Origin of the sequence: Psychrobacter immobilis (assembly GCF_003148585.1) — a bacterium.
GTDB classification, from domain to species: Bacteria; Pseudomonadota; Gammaproteobacteria; order Pseudomonadales; family Moraxellaceae; genus Psychrobacter; species Psychrobacter immobilis.
On record NZ_QGGM01000001.1, the window covers coordinates 303,346 to 318,043 of the forward strand.

12 protein-coding genes and 1 pseudogene are annotated in these 14,698 nt (G+C 43.3%); 8 read left to right on the plus strand and 5 right to left on the minus strand.

What is annotated here, in order from left to right:
• Positions 1–41: 41 nt before the first annotated feature.
• Entirely contained in the window at positions 42–728 is a 687-nt protein-coding gene (gene mtgA / locus C8D84_RS01320; protein ID WP_109589425.1) for a monofunctional biosynthetic peptidoglycan transglycosylase, read from the minus strand.
• 227 nt (positions 729–955) lie between these two features.
• Here mtgA and C8D84_RS01325 point away from each other — a divergent pair, with 227 nt between their 5' ends.
• From C8D84_RS01325 to C8D84_RS01340, 4 genes are all read left to right on the plus strand, one after another.
• Entirely contained in the window at positions 956–1,291 is a 336-nt protein-coding gene (locus C8D84_RS01325) for a glutaredoxin family protein (RefSeq protein WP_109589427.1), read from the plus strand.
• Between the two features lie 23 nt (positions 1,292–1,314).
• Entirely contained in the window at positions 1,315–2,502 is a 1,188-nt protein-coding gene (locus tag C8D84_RS01330) for an alpha-hydroxy acid oxidase (protein ID WP_109589429.1), read from the plus strand.
• Positions 2,503–2,659: 157 nt separating this feature from the next.
• On the plus strand, positions 2,660–3,634 hold the full coding sequence (locus C8D84_RS01335) for a rhomboid family intramembrane serine protease (RefSeq protein ID WP_109589431.1): 975 nt from the start codon (positions 2,660–2,662) through the stop codon (positions 3,632–3,634).
• Positions 3,635–3,864: 230 nt separating this feature from the next.
• The gene (locus C8D84_RS01340; RefSeq protein WP_109589433.1) at positions 3,865–4,677 is read left to right on the plus strand and encodes a MipA/OmpV family protein; all 813 of its coding nucleotides are present in this window, start codon (positions 3,865–3,867) and stop codon (positions 4,675–4,677) included.
• Positions 4,678–4,788: 111 nt separating this feature from the next.
• Here the strand turns inward: C8D84_RS01340 and C8D84_RS01345 are convergent, their stop codons facing one another.
• A complete protein-coding gene (locus C8D84_RS01345; RefSeq protein ID WP_109589434.1) occupies positions 4,789–5,448 on the minus strand; it encodes a hypothetical protein in 660 nt (219 codons plus the stop codon).
• Positions 5,449–5,721: 273 nt separating this feature from the next.
• Entirely contained in the window at positions 5,722–7,125 is a 1,404-nt protein-coding gene (gene fumC / locus C8D84_RS01350; RefSeq protein ID WP_109589437.1) for a class II fumarate hydratase, read from the minus strand.
• Between the two features lie 195 nt (positions 7,126–7,320).
• Between fumC and C8D84_RS01355 the strand changes: the two genes are divergently transcribed.
• Both C8D84_RS01355 and C8D84_RS01360 read left to right on the plus strand, forming a co-directional pair.
• Positions 7,321–7,989, plus strand: coding sequence for a 5-formyltetrahydrofolate cyclo-ligase (locus tag C8D84_RS01355; protein ID WP_109589439.1), 669 nt, complete (start codon positions 7,321–7,323; stop codon positions 7,987–7,989).
• Complete coding sequence (locus C8D84_RS01360; protein WP_109589441.1) at positions 7,989–8,234, plus strand: hypothetical protein; 246 nt, start codon at positions 7,989–7,991, stop codon at positions 8,232–8,234. The genes C8D84_RS01355 and C8D84_RS01360 overlap by 1 nt, the downstream gene beginning before the upstream one ends.
• Before the next feature lie 47 nt (positions 8,235–8,281).
• On the opposite strand, the pseudogene C8D84_RS01365 reads toward C8D84_RS01360, so the two are convergent.
• Positions 8,282–9,496: pseudogene (locus tag C8D84_RS01365) on the minus strand (IS256 family transposase).
• A 184-nt stretch (positions 9,497–9,680) separates the two neighbouring features.
• On the opposite strand from C8D84_RS01365, the gene C8D84_RS01370 reads away from it, so the two are divergent.
• Complete coding sequence (locus tag C8D84_RS01370) at positions 9,681–10,118, plus strand: hypothetical protein (protein WP_109589443.1); 438 nt, start codon at positions 9,681–9,683, stop codon at positions 10,116–10,118.
• A gap of 91 nt (positions 10,119–10,209) precedes the next feature.
• On the opposite strand, the gene C8D84_RS01375 is transcribed toward C8D84_RS01370, so the two are convergent.
• Positions 10,210–11,571: a Na+/H+ antiporter family protein gene (locus tag C8D84_RS01375; protein WP_109589445.1), complete on the minus strand. Its 1,362-nt coding sequence runs from the start codon at positions 11,569–11,571 to the stop codon at positions 10,210–10,212.
• 601 nt (positions 11,572–12,172) lie between these two features.
• On the opposite strand from C8D84_RS01375, the gene lon reads away from it, so the two are divergent.
• Positions 12,173–14,605 carry an endopeptidase La gene (gene lon / locus C8D84_RS01380; RefSeq protein ID WP_109589636.1) on the plus strand — a complete coding sequence of 811 codons (2,433 nt, stop codon included), beginning with the start codon at positions 12,173–12,175 and terminating at the stop codon, positions 14,603–14,605.
• Positions 14,606–14,698 lie beyond the last annotated feature (93 nt).

Consider the following 14,698-nt stretch of genomic DNA (forward strand, 5'->3'; position numbering starts at 1 on the left):
AAACACGGTGCTATTTATTAAATGGTCATAGGTACAATCCATTAAGCCGATTGTGGTAACACCGCATTGCTCATGCGCTTTTTGATAATACGTTGTTTATTGCGTAAACGTCTATCACCCTGATTGTCTTCGTAGTATTTTGGATTGGTCAACATAGCGATAAGTAAGGCTGATTCATCACGGTTCAGCTTGGCCGCAGATTTATCAAAGTAATGCTGAGCTGCTGCTTCGATACCATAAATACCATTGCCAAACTCTGCCACATTGAGATAAGCAGTCAAGATAAGCTGCTTGTCCCATAATGTCTCAATCATGACAGTGATAATCGCTTCCTCAATTTTACGAACATACGAGCGATGCGAGGTCAAAAATAAGTTTTTTGCTAGCTGCTGGGTAATCGTCGAGCCACCAGCGGACATCTTACCCGTCTCTTCATTTTTCTTACGTGCCGCCTCAATGCCTTTAAAATCAAAACCATTGTGCTGACTAAATGTCGAATCCTCACTCACTATCGCGGCTTGTTTGGCAGATTTTGCGATGGCATCGTATTCCGCCCAAGTCTGGGTGACAGTACCACCCGTCAAACGATGAGTCAGCATAAACATGCTGTTATTAATCGGCTGCGTTTTCCAAATTAATAGTAGCCCAGCGACTAATACATGAAATGCAACGACCAATAGCATGATTGCCATCAATAATCGTTTGAAAAATTTGCCAAAACTTGCCATGCGCGATATCCAAGTGATTGAAAAGGTAATAAGATAAGATGAGCTGAAGAGCCAGTAATTAAAAACAGCAGGTCATCTTACCTAATCTCACAATCGCTGTCATTATTTACTCCACTTCTTTATCATGCCATAGAGTCTACGTAAACAAGATCAGGCGGTATTTATGCTGGCAATCGAAGTCCTAAAAACCGAAACTTTGTGACAAGTATTAAGACAAGAGAATAAATATGTACGATGATAATAATATAAAAGCCTTACGGGAACGTATGGTTGCTGCAAACCCCAATCTTGGTCATGCTGAAAATAATGATAAATGGTGGTTACTTGGAACGTCTGGCTGTCATTTGTGCGACATCGCGAAGCAAGTGCTGACTCAATTTCAAGCTGTACAGCCGATTGCCTATCAACAGGTCGATATCGCTCATTTCGATGAACCATTGATGATGGAATTTGCCACCACTATTCCGGTGATTTTGACACCATCAACACGATTAAACTATCCATTTTCAGTCATGGATTTACAGCAACTTTTCATACAATCATACATAGCAAACCAACAATAAAAAAACGATGTAGTGAGAACATAATGAAAAATTTGAGCAAAATTACTGAAATTGAAGACCTGCGCCGCGTTGCCGAACGTAAAGTACCGCGTATGTTTTATGATTATGTCGATTCAGGCTCATGGACTGAGACGACTTATCGTAGCAATGAAACCGACTTTGACCGTATCAAATTACGCCAGCGGGTATTGGTAGATATGGACAATCGCAGTCTGGCAACCCAGATGATTGGTGAAGAAGTAAAAATGCCCGTCGCCATCGCGCCCACTGGCTTTACCGGTATGATGTGGGCGGATGGTGAGATTCATGCCGCGCGGGCAGCAGAAAAATTCGGCATACCGTTTTCGCTATCGACCATGAGTATCTGCTCTATCGAAGATATCGCCACCCATACCAGCAAGCCCTTTTGGTTTCAGCTATATGTGATGCGCGATCATGACTATGTGGCCAATTTGATTCAGCGGGCGAAAGATGCCAATTGTTCGGCGTTGATTCTTACCGCGGATTTACAAGTGCTGGGACAGCGCCATAAGGACATCAAAAATGGCTTGTCTGCACCGCCTAGACCTACACTTGCCAATATCGTCAACTTGATGACCAAGCCGCAGTGGTGTATGAATATGCTGGGCACCAAACGTCATAGCTTTGGCAACATCGTCGGTCATGCGAAAGGAGTGGATGACTTATCTTCTCTCACCGCTTGGACGGAAGAGCAATTTGATCCGCGCTTGAGCTGGGATGACGTGGCACGCATCAAAGATATGTGGGGCGGTAAATTAATTATTAAAGGTATCATGGAACCTGAAGATGCCATTATGGCTGCTCGTAGCGGTGCCGATGCACTGGTCGTCTCAAACCACGGTGGTCGTCAATTAGATGGCGCCCTCTCTTCCATATCTGCCCTATCTGATATCGTACAAGCAGTGCAGGCTGAAAATAGCGGTATCGAGGTGTGGTTAGACAGCGGCATTCGCTCGGGTCAGGATGTGCTAAAAGCGCGCGCATTGGGTGCAAAAGGCACGATGATTGGTCGCGCTTTTCTTTATGGTCTGGGCGCTTATGGCGAAGATGGCGTGCGCCGTGCACTGGAAATCATCCATAAAGAATGCGATCTATCGATGGCGTTCTGTGGTCACACTGATATCAATAAGGTCACCACTGATATATTGGTAAAAGGCACTTATGAGAACCTCAAAGTTGCTAATCGTTAAACTTGTCGTTAAAACGGTCGTTAAAACGATCCACTATTAAGGGCACTAATTGTTTAAGAGTACTAATCATCAAATCATAATGTCATGCAGATGTATGACATTATTTGATCATACCCTTTATACTCTATCTATAACATTCTAATGATATCTCACCTTTATGACCATTCAACAATTATTAAAAACAGCCCCTGTCACCACCCTATTACTAGCCAGCTTTATTGGGTTATTCATCATGCAGGTACTGACAGGCGTCGATGCCAATAACCCATCGACTGAGGCGCTCTTAAAATGGGGTGCCAATGCATTGCCATTTACCATGGGTGATGAGCCGTGGCGCTTGGTCAGCAGTGCCTTTTTACACATCGGCTTGATGCATTTATTGTTTAATGGATTTGCTATGTATTTCTTTGGGCAGATTGCCGAGCCGATGTTTGGCTCAGCCAAGTTTTTGGCATTGTTTTTACTGGCGGCGATCGGGGGCAACTTACTGAATAACTATGTCACGTGGCATAGTATCGTAGAAGGAACTGGTCAACCGGGTCTATCGGCTGGGGCATCAGGTGGCATCATGGGTATCGGCGCAGCACTATTAATAGCCGCACTATTTAAAATATCGGTCAATGGCATGGTGCTCAATCTTAAGAGCTTGATATTTATCATGGGCATTAACCTTGTTTATGGTTTTGCCGTACCGGGTATCGACAATGCGGGGCATATCGGCGGCGCGGTGACTGGCTTAGTGATTGCACTGGCATTCGCAATCGCCTACCGTCAGCGTATGACAATAGCGTTACAGAATATGCCTAACCCAGCTACTTATGAAGACCGTTATCGAACGACTTATATCAATTTTCCAGCAAGCAGCGATACTGATTTTTCTGCTAATAATGAGCACTTTAATAATGTCGGTTTTGACAATAACAGCAGTTTCCACCCCGACTCTGCTGTAAACTCACACTTAAATACTCATGCTAATCACAGCCACCTTAGTGAACAAAAAACACCGACCAAATCTATCCTTATTTGGCAATTACTACCATGGCTAATGATGCTACTGATTAGCATTGGCTTTATTTGGTGGTGGCAAGATATTCATGATCAAATACTACACGTATTAAAAACCATTGAGTAAACCTTCATAGTTATTTATCATTGCTAAATAGTTCATGATAACAGCTTACTGGTTAGGTTTTCCTTACTCGCTTCTTGCTATAAGTCAGAGCACTTTTAAACCGCTACGGTGTTACCCGCCCTAGATGTACTCAGTGTACTATCTGCGGTCGGTCGCCTTGTAGCGATTCTAAAATTCCTTGACTATACACGATTGCCCCCAATTATTTCATCCATTCACGAGACTCTATTATGTTTAAACCTGTAGCGCTACCTCATATTTCTACGCGCGTCATGCTTAGCGCATTAACGGCTACCGCGTTATTTAGTGTCGCCAGTATGTCCAATGCTGCACTTTTTAAGGACAACTTACCTACTGACCAAGACGCTGTATTAAGCGTGGGTGTCAACGTCATAGCCGTCAACTCAGCCTACGATATGGAAGAAAGCCTCGATGTACGTGTGTTGCCGGGCGCGTTTTATGACAACAATAGATTCTATGTGCGCGGCGCTCAAGCGGGTGCTTATATTATTAATGATGGCAAAAATCAGCTGTCGGCTTATGCTCAGCTCGCTGGCAACGATTTCGATCCTGATGATGCTAGAGGCGCATTACAAGGTCTTGATGAGCGTGAAGCATCAGTCGCTGCTGGTCTAACTTATTTGCGCCGCACGCCCGTCGGTGGTTTCCGTGCTCAAATCGCGACTGATGTTTTAGACCGTAGTGGTGGTAACACAGCTCGTTTGACCTATCTTGCTCGAATTACGAAAGACAAGCTAACAGTCTATCCAAGCATTGGCTTTGAATACAACGATGCTGAATATAATGAATACTATTATGGCGTCAGTGAAAAAGAGTCAGCGGAAACTGGCGTCGCCGCTTATAAGTCTAATTCGAGCTTGAACCCTTACGTTAACATTAGTGCCAACTATGATTTCAATGAACGCTGGGCATTGTTTGCCAATCAAAGCTTAAGCTATTTGCCGAATGAACAATACGATAGCCCAATGGTTGACTCGCGTACTGAGTCAACTTCGACGCTTGGTTTGCTTTATAAATTCTAACTAGGCTTGAATATTTGATAGTAAAAAGACCTTGTCGCGTGATGTGATAAGGTCTTTTTTTTGGCTGATCAGTTTATTCAGCGGGTGATATAGATTGTCACCTGCCCTATCTTATGACTCTGTAGCGATCTTAATTGAATTATTTTCAATTTTATTAATAGCTAATTGAACCAAAGCGCACAAAGCATAGTAATTCATTTTATTAGAAGCTCTGTTTGCAGGATGCCAGTAGTCAATATAAAGAACACTTCCTGATAAGTAAGCTCTATCAGAAATTTTATGGTGTGAAATTTTTGTCCTTATTAGAGACCAAGTGTTTCCACAAATTATTATTTTCGGTTGAATTATTGCAATTTGTTCAGAAATTAAATCCCAATCTTCTTCCACATATCTTGCTAAGTTTTTACTACTAGATTTTTTTGCACCACTACTTTTTTTGAGGTTGATAATAGATGAGGATAATAAAGCAAGCTTTACATCGGGTCCATCCTCTTGAAAAGGTATAATTTCTTTATTTTCCATAAGACCATGAATACCATATGCCCATTGCGCCATAGGTTTAAAAGTTCTACCAGAAACCTTCTTACGACGTATCAATGTTGGCAAATCCCATAATCCTTCAACTCTTTTTGAGTCATAAGCTTCTTTAAGCAAAAATAATACTTTATTTTTAGAATTATCCCAAAGCTCCTTGTCAATTACTCCATCTGTTATGAATAGTTTACCCTTATGCGACGCTCTATTTTTCCAATCACCAAATAGTACTTCCAAAAAACGTCTCCTTACAGTTATATAATATAAAAAAATACAGCATGCCTTATAAGACTGAATAATTCTTTTCTTCAAGTATACCTGTTAATAGGTTTAATGGATTTCTATATTGGCAAATTTGGTAGTCATTATTAGGATTCAAAGATATTTCCACTCTATATTCAATTGACTGAGCAAAATAGGAGCTAAAATCAAAATAAGCTCCGAAAAAAAAAGACCTTGCCACATTACATGACAAAATCTTTTTACTATTCTAAGAAACTATTAAATAACTTACTTAGGATTTACCATATCAGCAGGAATTACCCACTCATCAAACTGTGCTTCAGTTAATAGCTCTAACTCAACTGCAACTTGCTTCAAGGTTTTGTTTTCTTTGTAAGCCGTCTTAGCGATTTTCGCAGCATTCTCATAACCAACATGACGGTTAAGCGCAGTGACCAGCATCAATGAATTGTGCAAGAAGTCATCGATTTTATCTTTTACTGGCTCGATACCAACCGCACAGTTTTCGTTGAAGCTGTTGCACGCATCGCCAAGTAGTTTGACAGATTGCAACAAGTTAAAGGCAATTACTGGCTTATAAACGTTAAGCTCAAAGTTACCTGACGCGCCTGCCATGCTGATAGTGACATCGTTACCCATCACTTGCGCGACAACCATAGTCATCGCTTCTGACTGAGTTGGGTTTACTTTGCCCGGCATGATAGAAGAGCCTGGTTCATTTTCAGGAATCGTCAATTCGCCAAGACCACAACGAGGACCTGATGCCAACCAACGGACGTCGTTAGCGATTTTGTTTAAGCTAGCGGCTAGCGTTTTTAGTGCACCTGACGCAAATACTTCAGCATCACGGGCGGCTAGTGCTTCAAATTTGTTTGGTGACGTGACAAACGGCAAGCCAGTCAAAGTTGACAGTTGCTCAGCTGATTTTACTGCATAGTCAGGATGGGCGTTTAGACCAGTACCAACCGCGGTGCCGCCTAGTGGCAATTCATATAGACCTTGTAGCGCGTTGTCGATACGAGTCAATGAATGGTCAAGTTGGCTAACATAGCCGCTAAACTCTTGACCCAAAGTCAAAGGTGTGGCGTCTTGTAAATGCGTACGACCGATTTTTACGATACTATCGAACTCTTTCGCTTTTGCAGCTAACGTATCGCGTAGTGCTTTTACCGCTGGAATCAATAAACCATTGATCTCACGAGCAGCGGCAACACGAATCGCTGTTGGGAAGCTGTCGTTGGTAGACTGTGCATGGTTCACATGGTCATTTGGGTGAATTGGCGTGTAGCTGCCACGCTCAGAACCAGCAATTTCGTTGGCACGGTTGGCGAGTACTTCATTCATGTTCATGTTTGACTGGGTACCAGAACCCGTCTGCCATACAACCAATGGAAACTGATCCGTTAGGCCACCATTGATGATTTCGTCAGCAGCTTGTACGATGAGATCACGCTTGTCGCCTTCGATACGCTTTAGGCTAGCATTGGTGATTGCAGCGGCTTTTTTGACCAGTGCCATTGCTTCAATCATTGGACGTGGCAAAGTCTCGCCACCGATTTTAAAGTTCTCACGGCTACGCTGAGTTTGCGCACCCCAATAAGCGTCAGCTGGGACTTCCACGTTGCCCATGGTATCTTTTTCGGTACGAGTTGCCTGATTCTGTGTCGACATAACTACCCTCTTTGATGGTTTGTTGTATAGCTGCTTCGAAAAAAGTGCAACACACGCTGCACATAAAGGAAAATACGCTGTAAAGTGGCGTTATGATAGCATGACTAGACCGTGTTGAATATTCACAAATAGCCATTGCGGCTCTCTACAAGCAACAGCCATCATCAATTTAATACATTATGGGATAGTCTATCTATGCATCCTGAGTTAAAACATTCTGAGTTTCAGACATCTACCGTTAGCAATCCGCCGAGACGGCAATTTACCCGCCAGCGTCGGCAATTAACGGCTGGCGAACGTAGACATTACGCGCGCATGGCAAGTTTGCACCTATCTAAGCTACAACAGCGCTTGCCGCCGCGTGCGCGTATTGGCTTATATTATGACGGCTTTGGCGAGCTACCTACCCAGCCACTGCTAACTTGGTGTCAACGCTTAGGCTATTTTTCTTATTTACCAGTCGTCGGCTCGCTTGGTCGTGCCAGCGATGGCAGCGATGGCAGCGATGGCAGCGATGATAAACATCTACGTTTCGTACCTATTTATCAATCAAAGCTGTTAAACATACCGACTCGTATTCATAGCTTAGGCATGAAACAAAACCATCATCGCCGTCTACTTTGGGCGCGAGAATTGGATGTGATTATCTGTCCGCTCGTGGCAGTAGATCTGAATGGCAACCGTATGGGTATGGGTGGCGGCTTTTATGATACGACCCTTAACAAAAGCTATCGGTCAGGCGCTAAAAAGCCATTAAAAATTGGCTGGTGTTATGACTTCCAAGTAGTCGAACAATTACAGCGGCAACCGTGGGATGTGCCACTAGATGGCTTAATTACACCAAGCGGCATAAGGTGGTTTTGATGAAAAATAAAAAATCTGATAAAAAAGACTCTAGCGCTGATCATGTGGAAGCGTATTTGCAAACATTAGGAAGCGATGACGCTAGGGAGACACGTTACTACAGTCAAGAGCAGACTTTTAGTGCTGATGAGCTAGCACGGCTTATTAATGAAGAACGCTTGAATGAGCTGATGGCGCAAAGCGATGCGTTTTTGCGTGGTTTGAATGATGGGATAAAAGATTTTGATAAAAGTACAGGTAACTAAGAAATCACCAACTGGTGAGGGTATCCCAGATTCTGTGTAACTGCCCTTTAGATTAAATGCTTGCTGATACGATCATCAAACATAATCATAAAGCGATTTAAAGCAGACGTCCAGTTACGGATTGGCATCGACCACTTTTTGGACGCCTGCTAGGTTGCTAAGTAGACTACCTTGAACGCTGCCTGATCAGAGGGGAACACCTTACGCTTATTCACCGCCGTCCGAATGACACTGTTCAGTGATTCTATAGCATTGGTGGTATAAATGGCTTTTCTGATGTCTTTAGGATAATTAAAGAACACCGTTAAGCCCTCCCAATTGCTGCGCCAAGACTTGACCACGTGCGGGTATTTATCACCCCACACCTCATCAAAGTGCTCAAGGTTAGCCTCTGCTATCTCAAGCGTATCAGCGCCATAGATGGCCTTTAAATCAGCGGCTACTGCCTTCTTATCCGTCCATGGCACAAACTTCATGGAATAACGTACCATGTGTACGATACACAGCTGAACCTGAGCGTTGGGGTAGACGGTGTTAATGGCATCAGGGAAGCCCTTTAAACCATCAACACAGGCAATGAGGATGTCTTGTACTCCGCGGTTTTGTAATTCAGTGAGAACGCCCAGCCAGAACTTAGCGCCCTCATTCTCTGATAACCACATACCAAGCAGCTCTTTTTTACCGTTAAGAGCAACACCTAGCGCCAGGTAGATAGCCTTGTTGATGATCTGCTTGTCTTGACGTATCTTCACGACGATGCAGTCTAAATAGACGATAGGATAAACACTACTCAGTGGTCGGTTCTGCCAAGCGGTGATGTCGTCTATGATATTGTCGGTGACTCTTGAAACCAGTGTGCTTGAGATGTCGACGTCATAGAGCTCTTTGATGGTATCAACGATCTCAGTGGTGGTTTGACCTTTAGCGTAAAAGAAGATGATTTTATCGTCAAGACCACTAATACGGGTTTGATGCTTAGCAACCAATACAGGCTCAAAGCTGCCACCGCGGTCTCTTGGAGTAGATATCTCAAGATCGCCTGTGTCACTGCGGACTCTCTTTTTAGTGTGTCCGTTTCGCTTGTTAGGCTTATCGGCTTTTTCATGCTTGGGATAGCCAAGATGGTCTTCCATCTCAGCCTCAAGGGCAGTGTCGATAAAGGATTGCATGAGCTGCTTCTGGAAGTCTTTGATATCATCAAAGCTATTCATGCTACTAGCCATTTGCTCAGCCAGTTTTTTAATGTCAGATTGAGTAGTCATTGCTTATTCTCTGGTTAGTGGATTATAAGCAGTTACACAAAGTTTGGGAAACTCCCCAACTGGTAAATTGAAGAGTTACTCTATTAGTAATCTCTTGATATATGATATGGACTATTGTTTATTTTTAAATTATGAAATACAATTTATGTAAATAATTATCATTACAACACTGGTTCAATCTACCATGAATAAAGCAAAAAAAGAGTTCCTGTCACCCGCTTCATTACAAGTCTGCTTTTACCTTTGGGTAATTATGTTATTTCTCACACCAGCTGCTTATATTTATGATTACAATGATTTTGATCTTGCCGAGCTGAGAAGTTTTTCTTTTGCGTTAGTTGCATTTTATGCCTTTGCATTGACAACTTATATTGAAATAAAACGAATAAGGCAGCTTAATAATATATTTTTTCACCGCTTTATTGCCATAATTTCTCCTATAGTCTTATTAATTTTGCTAGTTTTATTTGGTTTATCAATCATAGACTATAATAATGGCAATCTAAAACTAGAGCGAATTTATGATCCTGTGATTGAGTTATTTTTCCTATACCTTCTATCTAAAGGGATAAGAGACTTTAAACAAGACTCAGACAACGAAGAGATAACATTGGTTTCTTAAGATTCTTCCTAATTAAATGATTTAAAAAACCAAAAAGACGCTTAGAAAGGCGTCTTTTTTCATTATCTTATAATTTAGGTATTTTAAAAACTTACAACACCATCGCCGCAATCCAACCAAATACCAATAACGGAATATTGTAATGCAAGAATGTCGGCACCACACTGTCCTTGATATGATCATGCTGACCGTCGATATTTAGACCAGAGGTGGGTCCAAGAGTCGAATCTGATGCTGGAGAACCTGCATCGCCCAACGCGCCAGCCGTACCAATAATCGCCACGGTTGCTAAGGGCGAAAACCCTAAAGAGATACATAACGGCACATAAATCGCGGCCAAAATAGGAATGGTCGAGAATGACGAACCAATACCCATGGTCACAATTAAACCAATTAACAGCATAATAAATGCAGCTATCGCTTTATTACCTGCGAATAATGACGCGGCACCATCAACTAATGGCTGAATCTGCTCAGTCGCTTTCATCACTTCTGCAAAACCTTGCGCAGTAATCATAATAAAGCCAATCATCGCCATCAATTTGATACCGTCGTTAAAGACTGTATCGGCTTCACTCCATTTAACGACACCCGTTGCCATAAAGACACCAAAGCCAAACATTGAACCAAGCAAAAGTGAGTCGGTATACATCTGCACCACAAATGCCGTCACAATCGCGGCAAGCGCCACCAATGTTTTCATCTTGCTTTGTGTTTGCGCACTAGCCGCGGTTTTGCTTAACGCATCACCCTCTAATACTTCATCATGCGCAGCTTTATCAATTGCTAGCTGCTGATACTGGCGCGGTTTACGGTAACTGATAAATACGGCGACGAGCAAGCCTACAAACATACCCAAAGCCGGAATTGCCATGGCTTTGGTGACTGAGATGTTACTGATATCAATGCCTGCTTCACCGACGTTTTTCAGCATGATTTGATTGAGATAAATATCGCCAAAGCCATACGGAATAAACATGTAAGTAGTCACGAGACCAAAAGTCAGCAAACAAGCAATTAAACGTCTATCGATGTGCATGCGATTGAAGGCGAGCAATAATGGCGGTACCAGCAATGGAATAAAGGCAATATGAATGGGAATTAAGTTTTGGCTAAAGCAGCTCATGGTGATTAAACCTGCAAACAGCATGTATTTAATCATGCCACTGGTGCCGCCCGCATCAATGCGTTTGATCACCGCCCCTGCCAGTGACTGTGGCAATCCTGAATGCGCAATCGCCACTGCAAAAGCACCAAGTAGCGCATAGGACAGCGCAATTTGTGCGCCATTACGGATACCTTCTTGAAAGGCATTCAAAGTATCGGTCATACCCAAACCAGCGATGAGTCCGCCTGCCAGCGCACCGATTAATAAGCTGAGTACCACGTGTACACGCGCCAAAGACAGCCCTAGCATGATGATGACTGCCAGCAGTACCGCATTGATGGTCATATATTGCCTCTTATTCTGTCTGCTATAGCCTGATTAAGACCTATTAATATCTCATGGACGATAGATATCACCCTTGTCTCTAAACCACTTAACGCTAAAACTACCGTTTAAGACGCGCGTCAGTTTACCTTATTTTGCACACAAATCCTACGCACAGAACCCAATAGGTGTTAGCTAGGCACTTCTTATCCATGCTCTGTACACATTGAATGTCACCTGTTATTTAAAATTATGAATAACAATATGACTCGCAGTCTTTAGATAGATATAACTATTTTGCGCAGATAAGCGTGTGACTTTGCCCACAAGCCTTGCAATTTTATCGGTGAGCACCATTTATCTAAACATGAACCACGAACTTGACTTTACAAGTCTGGTGAACGAGGAAGAATATATGAGTGAACATAAAATTGCCCAAGACAATATCGACATCGATGTCGACGTTTCATCTACTATTGCTGATGATCAAGAGCGAGACAACGCGCCTGACGATACGACAGGTGATGTAGCTGTAACAGCTGATCGCGTTGAAGATGGTGATAGCAAAAATAGTGATGACAAGGACAACACTATTGAAGACGATGACGCAAAAGACGATAGTATAAAAGGTGACGGTACAGAAAACTATTTACCACTACTGGCATTGCGCGATGTTGTCGTTTATCCGCACATGCAGATTGCCTTGTTCGTCGGTCGTGAGCCATCGGTAAAGGCCGTTGAGTTGGCACAGGCTGAGTATGGCAATAAAGTCTTGGTCGTGGCACAAAAAGACTCGCTAACCGAAGACATTGATCAAGATAACTTGTATCAATACGGTACGGTTTGCCGCATCGTCAGTACCATGCCGCATGACAGTGATGAGAATTGCATCAAAGTATTGATCGAAGGTCAATATCGTGCGCGCGTTGATAATATAGAAAATCACGACACATTATTGATGGCAAGCTTTGAGCGTGCTGACCTTGATGTCAGTATGGATGAGAGCCAGCAGAAAAACACGATTCAAGCATTAACCACATTGTTTGAAAGCTATGCCGATGCGCGTCTGCGTAATGCTCGTGAGCTGACTCGTGTGGCAAAACGTATCGATGACTTGCTTGAGTTGGTTTATTTCATATCGACCCGTGTGTCGATGGATTTAGATATTAAGCAATCATTCTTAGAAAATGATGACCTTAAAACCCATATCAACACCTTAACCGAATATTTGGTTAAGCAGAGTGCTGAACAAAATATCGAGCAAGATATCCAAGAAGCGGTCCGTCAGCAAATGGAAGACAATCAGCGCGAATACTTCTTAAACGAGAAGATGAAAGCCATTAAAAATGAGCTGTCAGATATGAATGACGGTGCGTTCGATGGCGAAGATGATGTGGCTGAGCTAGAGCAGCGTCTAGAAGATGCCGACTTGCCAGAAGATGTGCGCAAAAAAGCGGATCAGGAGCTGAAAAAGCTCAAAATGATGCCACCTGCCTCATCAGAGTCTTCCGTGGTGCGCAACTATATTGAATGGATTTTGGACACACCGTGGAATGCCACAACCAAGGTTTCGATTAATTTAGAAAAAGCAAAAACGGTATTAGACGAAGATCATTATGGCTTGCAAGATGTGAAAGATCGCATCTTAGAATACCTCGCCGTACAGTCACGAGTGAAAAAACTCCGTGGCCCTATTCTTTGCCTAGTCGGTCCTCCGGGTGTTGGTAAAACCTCATTAGGCGAGTCTATTGCCCGTGCGACTGGTCGTAAATTTGTACGTATGGCGCTTGGCGGCGTGCGTGATGAAGCGGAAATCCGTGGTCATCGCCGTACTTATATCGGTGCGATGCCGGGTAAAATTGTCCAATCACTGGCTAAAGTCGAAGTTAAAAACCCGCTATTTTTATTAGATGAAATCGATAAGATGGCGCAAGACTTCCGCGGTGATCCAGCATCAGCATTGCTTGAAGTGTTAGATCCCTCACAGAACGATACTTTTAACGACCATTATTTAGATATGGACTTAGATTTATCACAAGTGATGTTTATCTGTACCGCTAACAGCATGGATATTCCGCCTGCCCTGCTTGACCGTATGGAAGTCATTCGTTTACCGGGTTATACCGAAGAAGAAAAGGTCAATATCGCCCAGAAATATCTCGTGCCAAAAGCGATTAAAAACAACGGTCTCAAAGAAGGTGAAATTGAGATTGTTGAGGCGGCATTGCATAGCATCGTGCGTAGCTATACCCGTGAAGCCGGTGTGCGTAACCTTGAGCGTGAAGTCAATAAAATCTGCCGTAAAGTCGTTCGCGGTTCGGTTGAAACCCATGGCGCACGTGCTCCGAAGAAAGCAGAACGTCAGCTAATCGTGGTCGATGACAAAAACATCGATGACTATCTAGGTGTGCACCAGTACGACTACGGTCTAGCAGAAGAAGAGCCTGAGATTGGTCGTATTACGGGTCTTGCTTGGACACAAGTCGGTGGCGAGCTATTAACCATCGAAGCGGTGGCGATGAAAGGTAAAGGCGAGTTGAGCTTTACCGGTTCACTTGGCGATGTCATGAAAGAGTCGATTCGCGCTGCTATGAGCGTGGTACGTGCTCGCGGCGATAGCTTAGGTATCGATTACGAGACCTTTAAGACTACTGACGTCCATGTGCATATGCCAGAGGGCGCCACACCGAAAGACGGTCCCTCTGCTGGTGGTGCGCTAACGACAGCGTTAGTATCCGCTTTAACTGGTATTGCTATTCGTCCAGATATTGCGATGACAGGCGAGATTACCTTACGCGGTAAAATCCTGCGTATCGGTGGTCTAAAAGAGAAGCTGCTAGCTGCTCATCGAGGCGGTATCAAGCATGTGTTGATTCCGGCGACTAATGAGCGTGATTTGGCCGATATTCCTGATAACGTTAAAGCTGGTCTGACCATTCAGCCAGTGGCAACGATTGATGAGATATTGAAGGTTGCCTTGGTCAGTATGCCAGTTCCGCTTAAGCCTGCGAAAGTGACGGTCGATAAAACTGCAGGGAAAGCGCTGCATAATTAATCTGATTAGTTACTAATCCAGTCTTATAAATCAGAAAGCCGCTCATCATAACGATGGGCGGCTTTTTTTTGGCAAAAATAAAGAACACTCTTA

Bases quoted from the DNA above. Each gene is read 5' to 3' on its own strand.
- mtgA (WP_109589425.1), bottom strand. From the start codon at position 728: ATGGCAAGTTTTGGCAAATTTTTCAAACGATTATTGATGGCAATCATG.
- C8D84_RS01325 (WP_109589427.1), top strand. From the start codon at position 956: ATGTACGATGATAATAATATAAAAGCCTTACGGGAACGTATGGTTGCT.
- C8D84_RS01330 (WP_109589429.1), top strand. From the start codon at position 1,315: ATGAAAAATTTGAGCAAAATTACTGAAATTGAAGACCTGCGCCGCGTT.
- C8D84_RS01335 (WP_109589431.1), top strand. From the start codon at position 2,660: ATGACCATTCAACAATTATTAAAAACAGCCCCTGTCACCACCCTATTA.
- C8D84_RS01340 (WP_109589433.1), top strand. From the start codon at position 3,865: ATGTTTAAACCTGTAGCGCTACCTCATATTTCTACGCGCGTCATGCTT.
- fumC (WP_109589437.1), bottom strand. From the start codon at position 7,125: ATGTCGACACAGAATCAGGCAACTCGTACCGAAAAAGATACCATGGGC.
- C8D84_RS01355 (WP_109589439.1), top strand. From the start codon at position 7,321: ATGCATCCTGAGTTAAAACATTCTGAGTTTCAGACATCTACCGTTAGC.
- C8D84_RS01360 (WP_109589441.1), top strand. From the start codon at position 7,989: ATGAAAAATAAAAAATCTGATAAAAAAGACTCTAGCGCTGATCATGTG.
- C8D84_RS01370 (WP_109589443.1), top strand. From the start codon at position 9,681: ATGAATAAAGCAAAAAAAGAGTTCCTGTCACCCGCTTCATTACAAGTC.
- C8D84_RS01375 (WP_109589445.1), bottom strand. From the start codon at position 11,571: ATGACCATCAATGCGGTACTGCTGGCAGTCATCATCATGCTAGGGCTG.